This window comes from Enterococcus sp. DIV1304_2 (assembly GCF_050555445.1).
Lineage (GTDB): Bacteria > Bacillota > Bacilli > Lactobacillales > Enterococcaceae > Enterococcus_B > Enterococcus_B pernyi.
The window spans coordinates 1,757,763-1,774,208 of the sequence record NZ_CP187851.1 but is presented as its reverse complement, the minus strand read 5'-3'; the positions used below and the strand labels follow the sequence as shown (position 1 = coordinate 1,774,208).

The window sequence follows — 16,446 nt, the reverse complement described above, 5'->3', positions numbered from 1 at the left end:
AAATTTGAAACTAACTAAGATCTCTAATAAAATTAAAATCTTTTTGAGTTCCAATATTATTGACAGCAGTAAAAGATATAGTGAAATTAGCGGTGATAGCAATTTAACTTTGAAATATAAAATGGATACTTATAAAGAAAACTATAAAAAAGAAGAGTTTAAAGCCCAATTAAAATTTGTACTAAAATACAAAACTGAAGTAGAGCGTATTATTAATATACCTTCGGAATTACAAGTCCAAGTGAATTCAGAAATTCAAAATTTGCTATATAGCCAATATTTAAAAACTTTGGATGAAAAGATAAGTAAGTTTGAAAAGTTATATACAAATATTAATAGTATAGAAATAACACTTCAAAAAAGTAGCTTTTTTGAACTTGATTCTTCTTCTATCATTTCTTTGATTGGGCTTAAAGATTCACAAACTTCTTTTCCCGATGAAAAAAAACAATTCAATCAATTTTTCACTGAATTAATACAAAATAAAAAGCAAGAAATAATTGGAAATTTAAGTAAGCTTAAAAAACAGAGTAGGATTATAGGAGATATAGTCAAAACTATTGAAAAAATCTCTCGTGAGTCATCAAATAATAATCAGGTGAAAGAAGGAAGTTATTTTTATATATATAATTATTTAGTTGTTCAAATTATTTCATTTTTTGATTTTTTATATGATGAGTCAATTTTAAATTTTACTGAATCAAGTAATTCTAAAAATTATATCATTGAATGGGCTGAAGATTGTTTACGTGGACTTACAGGTAATGATTACTTTATAAAAATTTTTAGTTATGAAAAATTTCTCAAAAGGCTTCATTCTATATTAGAAGATTGTTATAGAACCATGGTTGAGAATAAAGAAAATTTAATTTTATGTGTTAATATAGAAAATAAGAAAAGTTTAATTTATCAAGTAAGTGTAATTTTTTATACTGTTTTGCAGTTGTTTGAAGATTCTCCATTTTATGATAAAAGGCAGAGTTTAAGATATTTGGGGTTTAACATTTTTAGTGAGTGTTTAGCTGGTCTATTAAACAATACCGAGAGAATGATTTCGATGATTGATGACATTTGTAAAAATGAGCCAAATGATTCTATCGTATCTATGGAGTTAAGCGAGGAAAATATAGAAAACTATTTTTGGGAAATGCAAAATATAAAATATGTATGTAATCCACTTTCATTTAGTTGGAGAGATATGAGTAGTGGTGAATATGCTATGCTTAACTTATTTTCTTTTTTTCCAGAAGAGCATGAAATTGAAGAAGAAATACTACTAATTATTTTTGATGAAGGAGAATTACATTTCCACCAAAGCTTACAGATAAAGTTTATAAATATTTTGAAACAATTTTTCAAAAGAATGTTTCCAAATAAAATTATTCAAATATTGTTAGCTTCCCATTCTCCTTTTATAATTACAGACATACCAAATTGTGATGTTTATCTTTTAAATAGTGATTCGAATGATGTACTATCCAGACTCACACAAAAAACATTTGGTGCTAATATCCAAGATATATTATATAATCCTTTTCAATTAAAAAGAGGTATGGTAGGAGAATATGCCAAATCTAAAATAAACTTACTACATGAAGAGATTAACAAAAAACAATCTGAATATCCTCATGAGGATATATATGGTGCTATCAATATTATTGGAGAGCCTTTAATTAGAAACCGGCTATTAAAAGAAATGTATGATAAAAGAAAGGAAAATTATTTTGATACCAATAAGGAAATTGAATATTTAAAACAACGTATCAAAGAACTAGAAGGGAACTCAGATGCTAACAATAACTAATGAGGTAATTATTGAACATATTAATTATTTAAAAAAAAAAAATAAAAATGGATCTTACAGTCAAAGCTCAACTTATTTTAAATGTATTACACTAAGCTGTTATGAAGATTTGGATATAACAGAAGAGTCTAAGCAGTTTATTGTTGACTTTTTTTCGAAAAAATTTGATTCTATCATTAAAAGTCCTCTTGATCAATTGATAGAGATTGAAGAAATTTTTTATAGAACATTGATTAAATACGAAGATAAAGAGTTAGCAGGTGTAAAATCAGCAATAGATAAGAAACTTGAAAATATTATGGGATATAGAAATTTTTCTAATAACTCCGGAGTATGGAACGCATTAGAGTTTTGTAAATGTATAGAAGTAAATACCTGTCCATATTGTAATCTTCAATTCACATATAGCATAGATGAGAATAATAAGAGTATACGTCCGCATTTAGATCATTTTTATCCTAAAAGTAAGCATCCTATATTATCAATGTCCTTATATAATCTAGTCCCTTCATGTTACACATGTAATTCATCTTTAAAAAGGGATATCGAACCATTAGAAATACTTGATTGGTATCCTTATGATAATGATATATATAGTAAGTTTAATATTAAAAGAACGTTTGATAGTGATATTAAGGATTTTTACTCTGCATTATTAGGATATTCTGACGAATATACTTTAGATTTTTATACAAAAGAAGATAGATTAAAAGAATCGCTTAATAAATTTATTGATTTGTTTTTTTTGAAAGAAAGATATAGTATGCATAAAACCAAACTAAATAAGGAGTTAGTAAATTTCTTTTCTTATTCTTCATCATATATGAAAAGTTTAGATCAAGCTTATGATTTTGGCTTGACATATGATCAATTAATTAATAGCTTTATTACAAATGATTATGATGATTATGTATTGTCAAAATTGATAAATGATATTATATTGGAAGAACAAAAGTTTATATACTAATAGTTAATGATGTACCATCAGGAAAGCTAGTAAAAGAGACACTAAAAAATAGTGAATAATGTTGATATTAGATGCTTATAATCATCTAGTATCAACATTATTTTTTTATTATATTGTTCTATACTAAAAATTATTTAAAATGAAAATAGTACATAGTGAGTATTGACATTCAAGTAGTATTCTTAGATTTCATATTTTATATAATACGAGATGTTGAATATTGATATTCCATAGGCATTATTGATTTCAAAAGTAATTTTTCTGGAAAACATAAATATTCTATGATTTAAGGCACGATAATGATCTCAAATCGATAGTTAATGACATATTTAATTTAATTAATCTATCAAATGTTATAGTTAAAAAGTAAACTAGCACTGTTTGTTTATGTGAAAAAAAACACAATGGAGGGGTAAGATGAAATTAGTAGAATTGATAGTGAAAAACTTTAGAGGATATAAGGAGGAGACAAAGCTTTCAGTGGGAGAACTAACGGCACTAATTGGGAAAAACGATGCAGGAAAGTCAACCTTGCTTGAAGCCCTAGAAATTTTTTTTAATAATAAGCGAGTGGTTTGTGAAAGAGAAGATTTGTCTGTAGATTGTGACTCAAGCGAAACAATTGAAATCTCATGTTTGTTTACAGATTATCCTTTAAATTTAACAATCGATTCAGGTTCAACAACTACCTTGAAAAATGAGTATTTATTAAATAGAAATAATTTGTTACATATAAAAAAAAGTTATAGGTGTACCTCTCAGAAACCTAAGCCAGAAGTGTCAATTATATGTGATCATCCCGTTAATAAAGAATATGATGATGTATTACAACTTAAAAAAACTGAATTACGGGATAGAGCAACAAAATTGAAAATAAATGAAAGTGAATATGATGCTCGAAATAATGCTTCAATAAGAAAAGCAATCTGGAAAAACTGTGAAGACTTGAAACTTATGGAGAGAGGGATTGTTGTTAACGACCCTGAATCTAAGAAAATATATACAGTGTTAGAAACTTACTTGCCTTCTTATGCATTATTTCAATCTGATCGTAAAAGTAGTGATAGCGATAATGAAATTGCTGATCCAATGAATGTTGCTATTTCAAAAGCTCTGATGGGGCTGGAAGATGAAATTGTTAAAATCAAGGAATCGGTTCAAAAAAGTGCTATTGAGTCAGCGGAAAGAACTCTAGAAAAATTAAAAGAAATGGATCCTCATTTAGCTGATTCACTTATTCCAGAATTTAAATCTGAGCCAAGATTTGATTCTCTTTTCAAACTATCTATAAAATCGGACAAAGGAATATCTATAAACAAACGTGGAAGTGGTGTTAGGAGGTTGATATTACTAAATTTTTTTAGAGCTGAAGCTGAAAGACAATTATCTGAAAGTGAGAGGAAGAGTAATATTATTTATGCATTTGAGGAACCTGAGACATCTCAACATCCAACACATCAAAAAGTTTTATTTAAGTCATTTTTTGAATTATCAAATAAAGAAAATTGTCAGGTGCTATTGACCACCCATACACCTGCATTAGGTGAATTACTTCCATTAGAAAGCTTAAGGCTGATAACAAAAAATGAACTGAATAAAAATATAATTAAGCAAGATAATGAAGATATCTATGAAGAAATTGCTAATAGTTTAGGAGTTCTATCAGAATATGTACCTAGTAATTCAAAAGGTATTTTGTTAGTTGAAGGAAAAGAAGATATATACTTTTTTAATCATTTGACAGAGATATTAAGAAAAAACAGAATTATAGATAAGACTTTCGATGAAGTGGGAGTGGTTCTATTGCCAACTGGTGGATGCAATAATTTAAAAGAGTGGGTAACACTTAAATTGATAGAAAAATTAAATTTGCCATGGGCAGTATTTCTTGATTCAGATAGAAAAAAAGAAAATGAAGGAACTAAAAATGTAGAAAGAATTATAGAATTAAATGATCAAAATATTACTGCCTTTACAACTAAAAAAAGAGAAATTGAAAACTATTTTCATCCTGCAATATTTGATGATGCAGTACTAATAGAGGATTATAATGATGTGAAGAAAGCAGTTAATGATTATGATAGTAAAGTAAGCAAAAACAAAATTATTTCAACATATTGGCATAAAATGACATTTGAACAACTTCGTGAAAGGGAAACTTTTAATGATGAAAATGGAAATGTACGTTATGAGTTAACCGAAATAATACAAAATTTATTACAATTATTTGCTTGATTTTGTTTAATAGTCTATTAATTCCAAAAAAAAACTATAACAGGATTAGGTAAATAAATTTTAAAAAATAAATTTAGGGAGAGAAAAATTATGTCAAATAATTCGACATGGCTAGGTAGAGCAAGTAAAAATCTATTATCTCTAAGTGAGGAAAAAAACAGTTTCATTAAGGCTAAGTCTGAGTGGGTTTATTGTGGTTTAGAAGATACAGAAACTGTAGAATCTACGTGTCAATTATGTGAACAAGAAAATTTGAGATATGAATATACAATTCGAAATAAATTCAATTTCAATGAAATTATAGTAGGAAGTTCTTGTATAGAGAAATTTATAGATGAAATGAAAGCTACTAAAAATACTTTGTTGGATATCCAAGGGAAAGTTGTTTCTAAAGAAAGGCTAAAAAAAGATAAAAAGAAATACTGGGAGAAAATTTTATTTAAAGCATTGGATGAAAAATTTTATAAAAATGATTTTCAGCAAGGTATTACAAATAAAATTAAAGATGCAGAAGCAATATCAATCAACCAAGCAAAATATTTACGAATACTATATAATGAATTAAATGAAAATGAAAAAACAGCATTCAAAAATTTGGTCATAATAAACTTGCGCAAAAAAAAATTTAAAGAACAATATTATGAACTGCAAAATTCAAAGGATTTAATTTTTATTAATACGATTTTGTCTTCTCAACAGAAAAAATTACTAATAAAAGAAACAAGTTAATTTTCTAGTGTTATAAATTTATATTAAAGTACAACTATTATAATAATAATTTCTTAAAAGCTGGTAAGAAGATTTATATGTATGATTTTCTGCAAATTCTAAGTATTGAAAAATTCTTATTTTTAAAACCTTCCTACTTATAGAAAAATGCTTGGCAACTGCGTTAAAGTTTTTAAAATTCAACAAAGCGTTTTTTAATGCTTGGTCATTTACCATTAAAATCCCTGCTCCAATATCAGCTGCAACTTCTTTATCAAAATCTTCTGGCAAGTAGTCTTTTTGAGAAATAAAATCAGAAAATGCATGAGATTCATTAAGATAGGAATAATCCCTATAATAGTGAATAATCTCATGCATTTTTGTGAAGTTCTTATATTCATCTGATAAATTTTGATTTGTCGTGATAATAAATTCGTCTTGAACTTTGCTAATTGATCCGAGCAATAATTTATTTAAATTACTTTTGAATTTATAGTCAATGAATTCAATATTTTCAACCTCAGTCATATATTGCTCGATGTCGGAGCATCTAATGTATTCGACTTTCTTTGATAGATGTTTTGCTGCTTTGTTTGCAATGTCATTAGCAAGATCTGATACTTCGAAATAAAGACCATCGCAAATACAGTCCAAAACAAAGGCTCTCCAAAATCATTTCTTATTTTTCTTGGCTTTAGCTCGTTGAATTAAAAACTCCATGTATTCATTTATTTCTTCTTCAAGTTCTTGAATATCCTCAACTTCCATGTCAGCAGTATTGAGCTTGAAGTGAGAAAGAATGTTATTACCAACACTTTCGTCACTATCAGTAGGCGCACTAGGATCAGAAGTTCGATTTAGTAGGTAGTCAGCAGAAACGTTAAAGAAATCTGCTACCATAGCAAGTTCGTTTTCACGTATAGGGCGAGATCCTAGTTCTATTTTTTTGTAAACACTTATATTAATGTTTAAAGCATCAGATACTTCTTTTTGAGTAAATCCTCTATTTTCTCTTAACTTCTTTATTTTCTCGTATGTTTCCATTTCAGAACTCCCAGATCTATTTTAATATAGTTTATCATATGAACTTTTGAATAAATAAAAAAGTTCTATTTTACTCTTGACGGTTCTATATAGAGATGTTATAGTTCTGATATAGAACTTAAGGTTCTTTAATTCTATAAACAAAAAAGCGTTCACGAGAAGAAAATAAATTTCTGTTCCGCAAACACTTAAGATAAATCCTAGACAAATTTATTTTAAGCGATTTGAAGGAATAATACAAGAAAGATATTTTCCTTAACGGTTATAAGTCTTGTTGAGGTGGTGTGTACCAACCGTTGAATGGCGCACAAGGTGGCAATGGAATCTTTAAGTAGAGCCATGTTAATGATCAATTGAATTAGAAGGTTTCTAGCTTTTATCAAGGTCTAGGTTTTCCGTTTTGACTACATGTTGTGGTAGGGCATTGAAAACATGGAGTGATTTCCGCTTGATAAATGAAGGGTGTCTATTTTTGAACGGTCAGATGACTTCTGATAACAATGTCGTGAGACCGGTTGGGAGTGATTGCTGAAGCATATCGAATGAAAAGATATGTAGAGGCTTAGCAAAAGGAGGAGTGTTGTACACCGTATGTCGTAGGTCTATCTAACGTGCCGTGACACGAGAAATCGTGAGCCGTTGAAGGATGATTCTATGAAACGAATGGATGATAGTTTATTTCATAGCGTAAGCGAACTTTTAAACTATTGTCAGCAGTACCCTGCACATTCTACTACGATGAACAAAGAATCTATTATCTTGAAAAAGGTTGTTGCATATAAGTGACACATAGCAGCAATCTTTGATAATTACTTTAAGCATAGCTAGATTATTCTAGCTGTGCTATTTAAATTTATTCTATAAAGGAGTAGTGAATGAGAATCTTATTATCAGAAATCAAGCAGAATCAAATCAAGAAAGATGAGTTTAGATTAAATGTGTTGAATTCTGTTATTAAAATAATGCTGGATGAAGGTATCGATTTAAAGGGTTGGAAATTAGATGAACAGCCCACAGATAATATTTTTTGCTTCTACAATCCTGATAGCAATAAATCCTTCGATATCTTAGTTGCTGGAAAAGATAGATTTATACCATATTATGTTGGAGAAAGTGATGAACAAGATATCAACTCATTTCCAGTATCTACTATAAAAGAAGCTATCGAAAAATATATTAATGAATAATATTATAAATAACGTTGTAGTTTAACTATGTTTGTTATATTATGTAGTTATCAGGATGAACGTTATAATCAATATCATTCTTTCGCTAATTAGGTTCAAGTAATGTTCTTCTGAAATTAAAAACTCGAAGGTGATTACTATGAAATTCAGTTATGCCGTGTACAAAGATGAAGAAACAGAAATTCAGATGCATGTAGATGAGCTTCTTCGTCACCCCGATTATTTGAAAATTAAAATGAACCTTTACTGTCCTGGAGAAGAGTGTGATGCAAAGCTAAGTATTATAAGATTGAGTAACGGGACTGACTACTTTAGAAGGCATAGAGGATATGATCATAGTGAAACTTGTGGATATTTGGAGTTGGATCAAGTACCAGTTAAAAGCATAACTGAATATGTAACTGAAAATGGAAGAATGACTGATGACGGAATAAATAGACGAAAGCAAGATGCTATGAGAACACTTGATAATTATTTAAATCCTCAAATACCAATTAGAGAAGAAATTAAACCTAAAAATAAGCCAAGAAAGGTAAGAGAACCTGGAGAAGAAACTGAAATAAATGTAGGTACCAAAGTGGTGTATGATCCTAATGCTGAAATAATAGAAAAAGATACTAAAAATGGAGATAGAAAAATTCTTGAGACTCGGTTTTATTCTCGGATGCCCCATCAAATATCTATGAAGAATTCAAATAAAAATTTGAAAACTTCGGCAGTTTTAGATCAAATCATATTTAGTGAGAGTAATCTATATGTGGAAATAAAAGCAAATTTTGAAAATATAAGTTTAAAATTTATACTACCTGAGGCTTTTTTTAATAACTCAAGAACGAGACTAATGCCTGATGAACTATTGAATTATTTGAAAATTATTAATGAATATATTCAAAAAGAAAATAAAGAGATCTTCATCACTACTATGTGCCAATCACAAGAAATCGATTTAGAAGATTTAGCCCTTTGGATATTTGAACCAGAGTTTATGTCTTTTCAAACTAGAAATGGACAGAAATTTGCAACACTAACAAGTCTGGTAATTGCGATACAAACAAAAAGTATATAGGACTACATTAAGATACAACTAGACATTCTGGTTGTATCTTTTATTTTGTAATAGGAAGGAGCAAAATAATGTTTAAAACTGTATCTGACAAAAATGAATTAGAAGAATTCTGGATTCAATTAGAACAAGATTTTTTTGGACGAATTGATAGTGCTATCTATAAAAGTAAAATCGATAAAGAAAAGAAAGCAGATGAGATCCACCTTGCAAAATTGGAAGTAGAAAGAATAATTGAACATCGTTTTAATAAATTGAAGGATAAGTTTTTGTATGAGACTTTGACATGCCAAGATGTTCGTCAATATTTCAATAAAGACGAAAAATCCTATCGAAAGCCAATTAATGATTTTATAACTAAATGTTTAAACGATGGAGATATTTGGAATTAATTCATACGAAAAAAATATTACACAAGAAAGAAGGTCAATTATTTGGCAAATCGTATTCAAGAAATTGCCTTAACTGAAAAACAGTTAGGTAAGAAAATCAAAGCAGTATTTAACATGGAACGTGATATGTACGTGAACGGAAATCAGTTGAGAGGACGTATTTTTACAGCTTCAAGCGCTGAGCAACGTGATTTTGAGATCTATGTACCCAATTTAAGAAACTCGCAATCATTTGTGGGGAGAAAAGAAATTCGTCTGATTGAACCTGTTGTACGTGTAAACGCAAAACGAAATAATATTGGTAACAGTCGTTCGCTGGATCTAGTTGTTTATGCGAAACGTTTAGAAGTAGTGCAGGAGGGATAAGAAAAATGGGTTTAACATTTGAAAATAATACGATTCAGAATTTTGACATTCAAGCAACTTTTGGAACAATGAATTTTCTTGAAGTAGATCAAATTTTTGAAAGAGATGAAGAAAATCGGGTAACTGATACAGTACGTGAGCAACGTGTGACTGTTTATTCCGAAAAGTTAAATGATCAAATCGAAATTGCGATTACACCAGATTATAAAGTAGAAGGCATTGAATATGATGACAGAATCGAACTGACTGGTGAAGTGACTGCGTTAGCTTGGTTAAGTACGTATGAGGGCTATAACAATACGATCCAGTCGGAACAAGCTTTTAAAATTCGAGCTGCCGGTATTAAGAAGTTTGGTATTACTCGAACAGTGGCTCCAATCAAAGAAAAGAAGGAAAGCTAATATTGGGGCCTAGCTTTCCTTCTTGCATCAAAAGTCATAGAGTAACAGATTTTAGCCATTCTATAACTTTTTGATAGTTTTCTATCGTTGTATCGTATTCATCTAGAAAAGAAGGCATATTTTCTTCAGTCGTTTGTCGTTCCCAAACGAGTTTATCAAAAATTTCAATATCAGTGAAAGTTAATGAATGATCTTGATAATTTTCATTCTTTGTACCTAGTTTAAAAAGTAATGTAATGATTGAGTATGTTTGATTTTGTCCTTTTGTAACTAAAAACGAGGAAGAAGCTTTATCATGATCCATGTCTAAGAAACTATCAGAAAAAAATATAGCTAATGAATTATCCTTTGTATACCAAACAACAGAAGCACCAGAGTCCATATCGATGTGCATGTCAGGATGTGGTTTCATTGAATTCTTTGAGTTTTCTATAATTGGAGCATGAACTTTTATCTGCTGGTCACTGCTGAAGGTGATAAGAAATAAATCTTTTAAAAGACCTCCATCATTTCTTTGAAGTTTGAAATTAGCATAAGGACTAAGAGTGAAAAATACATCACTATCCTCATCGGGATGTGGAAGATATTTCGGCACATCACTAATTAGGTCTAACGAATAATTTAAAGGGGCATTGTCTCGAGCATTATTACTATTAATTAAAAAGAAGGCAAGTGAAATAATGGTTCCAGGTGCTAAAAGTTTTACAAGATAGGAAGAAATTCTTTTAAGCTTTGTTTGTTGTTCCGATTGAGAATTTTTTGCCACTAGACTTAGTTTTGAAGAAATTGAATCTAATGACTCTTGTATTCGGCTGTTTTCTATGTATTCTAGAATCTTTTTTAGAGTAGGTCTTGGATCATGATTAGCCACTTATATTCACCTCAATATTTTTATAATTAATATTATTATAACAAAAATAATTGAAAGGTTTAGCTAAGGTGTGGAAAATAAATTGGAAGTTGAAAATAAAAAAAATGACAAGAAGAAAATTTTTATATTAGATGCATTATACGTTATTGCACATCTTCTTTTTTTACTTGCTCTACCAATCTATGTTTATATAGTGATGGTCTATTGTCAGTGGATTTACAATTTATTAATATAAAAACGAAAATCATAGATTCTATTCAGAAAAATATAAGATAATTCCATGTGGTTAGCTAAGTAATGATATCATGATCGGATTATAGTTTTTCATAAGAGAAATGGTAAATTTAGAGAAAATAGGTCTTTTGTTAAGTTCCCTATATAAAATTGCCTGAATAGATACAATACCATATAATGAAACCAAAGATAGAATGTGAAAGGAGTGCTATATGATGGTATTAACGGTAAAAGAGATTGAGCAGCGTGTAAAGCCTGTTGCTGAAAAATATGAAGTGCCAGTCGTTTATATTTTTGGATCGTACGCAAGAAATGAAGCGACCAATGAAAGTGATATTGATTTCTTAGTGGGTACGGAAGGCATGCCAGAAGAATACCGTTGGTTAGTCTATAGTGACTTCTTTGAAGAGTTAAAAAAAGCGGTGGATCATGAGATCGATCTAGTAGAGATTGAAGCACTAGCAAATACAAATCCAACAACAATTCAAAAGAATTTTACAAAACAAGTAATGGAGGAGCGATTAAAAATATTTGAAAAATAAAATGAGAGCAGATTTGCGTATTTTATATGGGTCATTGACTTATTGTGATGACATCGATCAAACACTCAATCGTTTTGATAGAAACTACGAAGTTTTTATCAACGATCGAGTGTTTTTTCATGCTGTTAGTATGTCTTTGATGCAAGTGGGGGAAATGTCTAATAAGTTATCCGATACATTTAAAGAAGAAACGAGTAAGGAGGTAGACTGGCGGAGGCTTAAATACATTCGCAATTTATTTGCACATGCTTATAGCAATGTAAATGAACGGACAGTATGGGAATTTGCGACGGTATTTATACCTGTCTATGCGACATTTTGCCGGTCAAAAATAAAACAATTGGAAAGAATGACATAAAAAAAGCAGCCACAAAGGGCTGCAAGAGAAAGGAGAAATGAAAAAAAGTGTTTAGGAGTTTGTTTGGTATGTTGTAAGAATAATCGATCAAACTTAATTGAACCTTAAATGAGAATAGAAAAATAGAAATAAGGTGAGTGATTGCTAAAACAAATAATTCATTATCGTGGGAAAAGAATTCGCTACTTCAAAAGAAATCTGTTGGCACTGTATCAAGTGCTATTTTTTATGCCTTATTTAGGTGTTTTAAGCTACTTCATCGGTTATCGATGGATTTACCCTTTGATTGAACAAAAGGCGAACAACTGGCAAGTATACGTGTTACCTGTAGTGATCATCTTAGGTATATCTTTAGCAGGTATAACCGTTAATTTCATTTTCATCCGCTTATCAATTGTTCGTTCAGGATACTTTTCACGTGTCGAGCAACAACAACTTCTTGCTCGAATGATTCTTGATAATGGATATTACACGAAAAAACAAGTGAAGACGTCTAATGGGAAAACAAAAGAGAAGATCAAGTTTCCGAAGGTTTATTACAAAGCAAAGAAAGGAAGTATTTTTGTCTCCTTTGAGACTGCAGGAAATAAATTCCAGGATAAATTTGAAACAATTGGCGGTTTTTTAGAAACAACTTTTCATGCGGATAATATTGCGAAGATCGATGAAAAAGGATTTGTTACTTACCAGTTAGTGACAGATGTCTATTCGCAACGTATTTCGATCACAGAAATGCAAGCGGATAAAGGAAAAGTCCAATTGATGAAAAACTTGTATTGGCATTTTGATAAAGATCCACATTTATTACTTGGTGGAGGTACCGGAGGCGGGAAAACATTTACGCTTTTAGCTTTGATTTATGCACTTTGTCGAGTTGCGGATATTGAGATTTGTGATCCTAAGAATAGTGATCTGATGGCTCTAAACCGTATTCCAATGTTTGCAGGAAAAGTCCATACAGGTAAAACCGATATCATCAATTGCTTAAGAAATACTGTTGAATTAATGGAAGCTCGCTTTGAAATGATGAATCATAGTGAAGAGTTTAAGATGGGAAAGAATTATGCGTACTATGGTTTAAAACCAAAATTTGTCATTATCGATGAATTTGCTGCTTTTCGAGCGGAAATCGGAACGGACTACAAGTCGGACGGTGAAGTGGACGAATATCTGACTCAACTGATTTTAAAAGCTCGACAGTGTGGCATATTTTTTATTGTTGCAATGCAGCGACCAGATGGCGAGTTTATCAAAACAGCTTTACGTGATCAATTTATGTTTCGCATGTCTGTTGGAAGATTATCTGAAGCAGGTATATTGATGATTTTTGGGGATGAGAATAAAAATAAAAAGTTTAAGTTCGTAGAGAAAATTCTTGGGCAAAAAGTGTATGGTCGAGGATATGCAGCACAAGGCGGAAGTATTGCCCAAGAACTCTATTCTCCACAAGTACCAATGACGTTTGACTTTATCTATGAGTTTATCAAAATAAACGATGAGTTAGGGTTTCAACCAATTGAAGCCGAAACCAAAGAAGAACTTTCTACGACGATCGGTAAACATGTAGACAAAGAAGCATTAGCGGAAATGGATGAAGAAGCGAAGTCAAAGAATGCTTTATTAAATAAATTAACCGACAAGTATGTTGCGTAGAGAGGAGGAACCAATGTTTTCCTTTGAAGAAATATATAAGGAGCTAGGTGAAGGAGTCGCACTAAAAACATTAAAGGCTTGGTCAATCAAAATAGAGAAATTGACAGATAGAAAGTTTCAAAGAAGGTACGCAAAAAATACAGCAAATTATACGTATAGTTATAAAGTTTTCTCCAGAGGAGATTTGCTTGATTTTAAGCAACTCATTTTATTGAGAAAAGAACATGTTCCCTTGGATGAAGCGATTAAACTAGCTTTTGGTTCGGAGGAATGGAAGAAGTTTCAGGCGAATAAAAAGGAATTACTCGAGATGAAACAAGACTTGAAGTCTTTGCTTGAACTGAGCAAAGAGATTATTGCGGATAATTCCTATTTAAAACAAAAAATAGAGGCAATGGAACAAAGGTAGCTATACGCCTATTTATTTCAGGGATAGTTGCTGTAGTAAGTGTGGGCGGGTGAGCGCAGCGAACCCACACCCGCTCACACTTCTAGCAACTGTTATATCCCTGATCAAATAAAAAGGCGTGAGGTGGGCGAATGCCCACCTCAACGAATGAACCCCCCTTTTATAACATGGGGGTAGAATTTAACATACCGATATAAAAAGTGTCGTTTATCCCTTGGGGCACAAGAGGTACAGCGATTTTATTTTTGTCACATAAATGGGCGAAAGTTGTCACATTTATTGAAAGTAGTTGGTAATCGTTGCGAGGTATTGAGTTAAAGCGATTCCGTAAAGAATTAGGAATGAAACAGCAAGAATTAGCTGATAAGTTGCAGATCGAACGTAGTTTGATTTCAAAAATTGAGAATGGCAAACGTGCAATTTCCAAAGAATTGGCTGAAAAAGTGAGTGAAGTTCTTCATATTGATGGTGGTAAAGCCTCTGTGGAAGCAAAAATCGATTTTTTAAGAGTGCGTTTTAAAACAATGGATGTCCAAACGGTTATTAGTAAGTTACTCCACATGGATATGGATTGGTTCACTCATGAAGCTCGAGGGTTTTATCACTATACCGAAACATTTTCGTATGGATCGATTCGGCTGTTTCGGAATCCAGAAAATATAAATATGGGAATCATGCTTGATTTATCTGGTGAAGGTTGTCGGCAATTGGAAGAAATTTTTGAAGAGGATCATGATCGGACTTGGACAGAGTTTTTTCGGTCTTTATACGATGATGATATTTTTGGCAAAGGCTTGGTTGTCGACACAAAAATCACCCGAATTGACATTGCACTAGATGAATTGATTGTTAAAGGGCAGCCGAATTTTGATTTATACAAGTTAAAAGAAAAGATGGAAGCTGGTTTGATTGGCACAACCTTCAAAAATTTCGATTTTAGTGGCGGCTATTCATTTGAGAAAGGACAAAAAGTGAATAAAGGCTTGTCTCTTTATTTTGGAAGTCGTCAATCACCACTTTACTTTAACTTTTATCAAAAAGATTATGAATTAGCACGTAAAGAAGGTCTATCGATTGAGAAAGCGAGAGAGACCCATGAAATTAAGAACCGTTATGAAATCCGGCTTTCTGATGAGAAGGCTTTTTTGTTTGTGGAATACTTTTTATCGACTGGTGAGAGTTTAGATTGGTTAGTCAAAGAGATTATCAACGCTTCACTGGTTGTATATGAAATCGAAGAAGGAATGCGCGTTTATTGTAAAGAATGGTACAACGTGATTGATAAACTAGAAGGTTTACGTTTATCTGTTCAAGGAGAAAAGCCTTCGATAGAAAAGACACTACGGTGGTTATCTAACTATTTAGCGCCTTCCCTAAAAATGATCAAGCTGATTGATTCACGCTTAGGCACAAATGAGTTGATGGAACGGATCGAATTTGCAGAATTAAAAGAAAAGCATGAAGAACTGATTGAACAAGTCTGTGTCGGTGCGAAGGACTTGCTGCTGACAAGTGAAAGTAATCTTGGACTAAGAGATTATATAAAAAAAGAATTTCATTTAGAAAACGAATATGTGCAGTAGGAGGGAGAACAATGACCAGTAGAGAATTTATAGAAAATCATTTGATCAAAATGATCATAAAAGAAACTGAAAAATTAATTAAGACGATCAACGACATTACAAAAATCAAAAAAATAATTGAGGATCTAGATGAAAATAAGAAATTAACTATTCCAGTGTTAACTTCTAAAGTGAATGATTGTGAAGGAGAAATTCATTTTAGAGAAACTGCCTATCGTCGAATCGATAGCCTTTATGAGATCCATAGAGGGAATTTAACGAATGAAGAAAGGGCATTGTGGAATGAATACTTTGAAAAGAAAAAAGAATTCGGAGTTCAAGTCACCAAATTCCAAGAATTTGCTTCAAAATATCGTTTTTTTCTACCAAATAACGCCCAAGATATGCAAGAAAAAGTACGGAAATCACTTGCTAAAAAAGGCTTTTTAGTAGATGGGTATTTTGAAGGAAACTATGAGACCTGGATTGGTGTTTATGCTCGCCCAAAAGAGAAGCCGACTTATTTAGATCCCAATGATGGGGAAGCAGCAGATTTACAAAATCAGTATCGAGTCGATGGATTTAAGCAAGATTTTTCGGAATGGTTTGAGTGGGAAATAAAAAATAATGAATTAGTCAATGACGTATAG

At 31.1% G+C, this 16,446-nt stretch carries 18 protein-coding genes; 15 read left to right on the top strand and 3 right to left on the bottom strand.

The window, feature by feature from the left end:
* The first annotated feature begins 121 nt into the window (after window positions 1–121).
* The 4 genes from IGJ14_RS08155 to IGJ14_RS08140 all read left to right on the top strand — a co-directional run bounded on the left by IGJ14_RS08155 (window position 122) and on the right by IGJ14_RS08140 (window position 5,735).
* Entirely contained in the window at window positions 122–1,804 is a 1,683-nt protein-coding gene (locus IGJ14_RS08155; protein ID WP_430607480.1) for a hypothetical protein, read from the top strand.
* Window positions 1,788–2,771, top strand: a complete 984-nt coding sequence (locus tag IGJ14_RS08150) for an HNH endonuclease (RefSeq protein WP_430607478.1) — start codon at window positions 1,788–1,790, stop codon at window positions 2,769–2,771. The genes IGJ14_RS08155 and IGJ14_RS08150 overlap by 17 nt, the downstream gene beginning before the upstream one ends.
* A 417-nt stretch (window positions 2,772–3,188) precedes the next feature.
* Window positions 3,189–5,006 (top strand): AAA family ATPase, encoded by a 1,818-nt coding sequence (locus tag IGJ14_RS08145; protein WP_430607475.1) that lies wholly within the window; start codon window positions 3,189–3,191, stop codon window positions 5,004–5,006.
* Between the two features lie 90 nt (window positions 5,007–5,096).
* The gene (locus tag IGJ14_RS08140; protein WP_430607473.1) at window positions 5,097–5,735 is read left to right on the top strand and encodes a hypothetical protein; all 639 of its coding nucleotides are present in this window, start codon (window positions 5,097–5,099) and stop codon (window positions 5,733–5,735) included.
* An 18-nt stretch (window positions 5,736–5,753) separates the two neighbouring features.
* Here the strand turns inward: IGJ14_RS08140 and IGJ14_RS08135 are convergent, their stop codons facing one another.
* Window positions 5,754–6,368, bottom strand: a complete 615-nt coding sequence (locus tag IGJ14_RS08135; protein ID WP_430607471.1) for an ImmA/IrrE family metallo-endopeptidase — start codon at window positions 6,366–6,368, stop codon at window positions 5,754–5,756.
* An 18-nt stretch (window positions 6,369–6,386) separates the two neighbouring features.
* Window positions 6,387–6,758 (bottom strand): helix-turn-helix domain-containing protein, encoded by a 372-nt coding sequence (locus IGJ14_RS08130; RefSeq protein ID WP_430607469.1) that lies wholly within the window; start codon window positions 6,756–6,758, stop codon window positions 6,387–6,389.
* An 875-nt stretch (window positions 6,759–7,633) separates the two neighbouring features.
* Here IGJ14_RS08130 and IGJ14_RS08125 point away from each other — a divergent pair.
* From IGJ14_RS08125 to IGJ14_RS08105, 5 genes are all read left to right on the top strand, one after another.
* On the top strand, window positions 7,634–7,945 hold the full coding sequence (locus IGJ14_RS08125; protein WP_229078118.1) for a hypothetical protein: 312 nt from the start codon (window positions 7,634–7,636) through the stop codon (window positions 7,943–7,945).
* A gap of 139 nt (window positions 7,946–8,084) precedes the next feature.
* Window positions 8,085–9,011, top strand: coding sequence for a hypothetical protein (locus IGJ14_RS08120; RefSeq protein ID WP_430607467.1), 927 nt, complete (start codon window positions 8,085–8,087; stop codon window positions 9,009–9,011).
* Between the two features lie 68 nt (window positions 9,012–9,079).
* Window positions 9,080–9,400, top strand: a complete 321-nt coding sequence (locus tag IGJ14_RS08115; RefSeq protein ID WP_430607466.1) for a hypothetical protein — start codon at window positions 9,080–9,082, stop codon at window positions 9,398–9,400.
* A gap of 42 nt (window positions 9,401–9,442) precedes the next feature.
* The gene (locus IGJ14_RS08110) at window positions 9,443–9,766 is read left to right on the top strand and encodes a hypothetical protein (RefSeq protein WP_195514360.1); all 324 of its coding nucleotides are present in this window, start codon (window positions 9,443–9,445) and stop codon (window positions 9,764–9,766) included.
* A 5-nt stretch (window positions 9,767–9,771) separates the two neighbouring features.
* Complete coding sequence (locus tag IGJ14_RS08105; RefSeq protein WP_195514359.1) at window positions 9,772–10,167, top strand: DUF961 family protein; 396 nt, start codon at window positions 9,772–9,774, stop codon at window positions 10,165–10,167.
* Between the two features lie 34 nt (window positions 10,168–10,201).
* On the opposite strand, the gene IGJ14_RS08100 is transcribed toward IGJ14_RS08105, so the two are convergent.
* Complete coding sequence (locus tag IGJ14_RS08100; RefSeq protein ID WP_430607463.1) at window positions 10,202–11,038, bottom strand: hypothetical protein; 837 nt, start codon at window positions 11,036–11,038, stop codon at window positions 10,202–10,204.
* A 449-nt stretch (window positions 11,039–11,487) separates the two neighbouring features.
* Here IGJ14_RS08100 and IGJ14_RS08095 point away from each other — a divergent pair, with 449 nt between their 5' ends.
* The 6 genes from IGJ14_RS08095 to IGJ14_RS08070 all read left to right on the top strand — a co-directional run bounded on the left by IGJ14_RS08095 (window position 11,488) and on the right by IGJ14_RS08070 (window position 16,446).
* Window positions 11,488–11,814 carry a nucleotidyltransferase family protein gene (locus IGJ14_RS08095; RefSeq protein WP_178946428.1) on the top strand — a complete coding sequence of 109 codons (327 nt, stop codon included), beginning with the start codon at window positions 11,488–11,490 and terminating at the stop codon, window positions 11,812–11,814.
* Entirely contained in the window at window positions 11,804–12,172 is a 369-nt protein-coding gene (locus IGJ14_RS08090; protein WP_430607460.1) for a HepT-like ribonuclease domain-containing protein, read from the top strand. Before IGJ14_RS08095 ends, IGJ14_RS08090 begins: the two co-directional genes overlap by 11 nt.
* 228 nt (window positions 12,173–12,400) lie before the next feature.
* Window positions 12,401–13,825, top strand: coding sequence for an FtsK/SpoIIIE domain-containing protein (locus tag IGJ14_RS08085; RefSeq protein WP_430608477.1), 1,425 nt, complete (start codon window positions 12,401–12,403; stop codon window positions 13,823–13,825).
* Between the two features lie 13 nt (window positions 13,826–13,838).
* Window positions 13,839–14,234 carry a hypothetical protein gene (locus IGJ14_RS08080; RefSeq protein WP_430607457.1) on the top strand — a complete coding sequence of 132 codons (396 nt, stop codon included), beginning with the start codon at window positions 13,839–13,841 and terminating at the stop codon, window positions 14,232–14,234.
* Between the two features lie 299 nt (window positions 14,235–14,533).
* Window positions 14,534–15,817, top strand: coding sequence for a replication initiation factor domain-containing protein (locus IGJ14_RS08075; RefSeq protein ID WP_430607456.1), 1,284 nt, complete (start codon window positions 14,534–14,536; stop codon window positions 15,815–15,817).
* A gap of 11 nt (window positions 15,818–15,828) precedes the next feature.
* Window positions 15,829–16,446, top strand: coding sequence for a hypothetical protein (locus IGJ14_RS08070; RefSeq protein WP_430607453.1), 618 nt, complete (start codon window positions 15,829–15,831; stop codon window positions 16,444–16,446).

What these genes read in the sequence shown, in the direction of transcription:
- IGJ14_RS08155 (WP_430607480.1), top strand. Translation starts at nt 122, where the DNA reads ATGGATACTTATAAAGAAAACTATAAAAAAGAAGAGTTTAAAGCCCAA.
- IGJ14_RS08130 (WP_430607469.1), bottom strand. Translation starts at nt 6,758, where the DNA reads ATGGAAACATACGAGAAAATAAAGAAGTTAAGAGAAAATAGAGGATTT.
- IGJ14_RS08150 (WP_430607478.1), top strand. Translation starts at nt 1,788, where the DNA reads ATGCTAACAATAACTAATGAGGTAATTATTGAACATATTAATTATTTA.
- IGJ14_RS08085 (WP_430608477.1), top strand. Translation starts at nt 12,401, where the DNA reads ATGCCTTATTTAGGTGTTTTAAGCTACTTCATCGGTTATCGATGGATT.
- IGJ14_RS08080 (WP_430607457.1), top strand. Translation starts at nt 13,839, where the DNA reads ATGTTTTCCTTTGAAGAAATATATAAGGAGCTAGGTGAAGGAGTCGCA.
- IGJ14_RS08070 (WP_430607453.1), top strand. Translation starts at nt 15,829, where the DNA reads ATGACCAGTAGAGAATTTATAGAAAATCATTTGATCAAAATGATCATA.
- IGJ14_RS08105 (WP_195514359.1), top strand. Translation starts at nt 9,772, where the DNA reads ATGGGTTTAACATTTGAAAATAATACGATTCAGAATTTTGACATTCAA.
- IGJ14_RS08120 (WP_430607467.1), top strand. Translation starts at nt 8,085, where the DNA reads ATGAAATTCAGTTATGCCGTGTACAAAGATGAAGAAACAGAAATTCAG.
- IGJ14_RS08115 (WP_430607466.1), top strand. Translation starts at nt 9,080, where the DNA reads ATGTTTAAAACTGTATCTGACAAAAATGAATTAGAAGAATTCTGGATT.
- IGJ14_RS08095 (WP_178946428.1), top strand. Translation starts at nt 11,488, where the DNA reads ATGGTATTAACGGTAAAAGAGATTGAGCAGCGTGTAAAGCCTGTTGCT.
- IGJ14_RS08140 (WP_430607473.1), top strand. Translation starts at nt 5,097, where the DNA reads ATGTCAAATAATTCGACATGGCTAGGTAGAGCAAGTAAAAATCTATTA.
- IGJ14_RS08145 (WP_430607475.1), top strand. Translation starts at nt 3,189, where the DNA reads ATGAAATTAGTAGAATTGATAGTGAAAAACTTTAGAGGATATAAGGAG.
- IGJ14_RS08125 (WP_229078118.1), top strand. Translation starts at nt 7,634, where the DNA reads ATGAGAATCTTATTATCAGAAATCAAGCAGAATCAAATCAAGAAAGAT.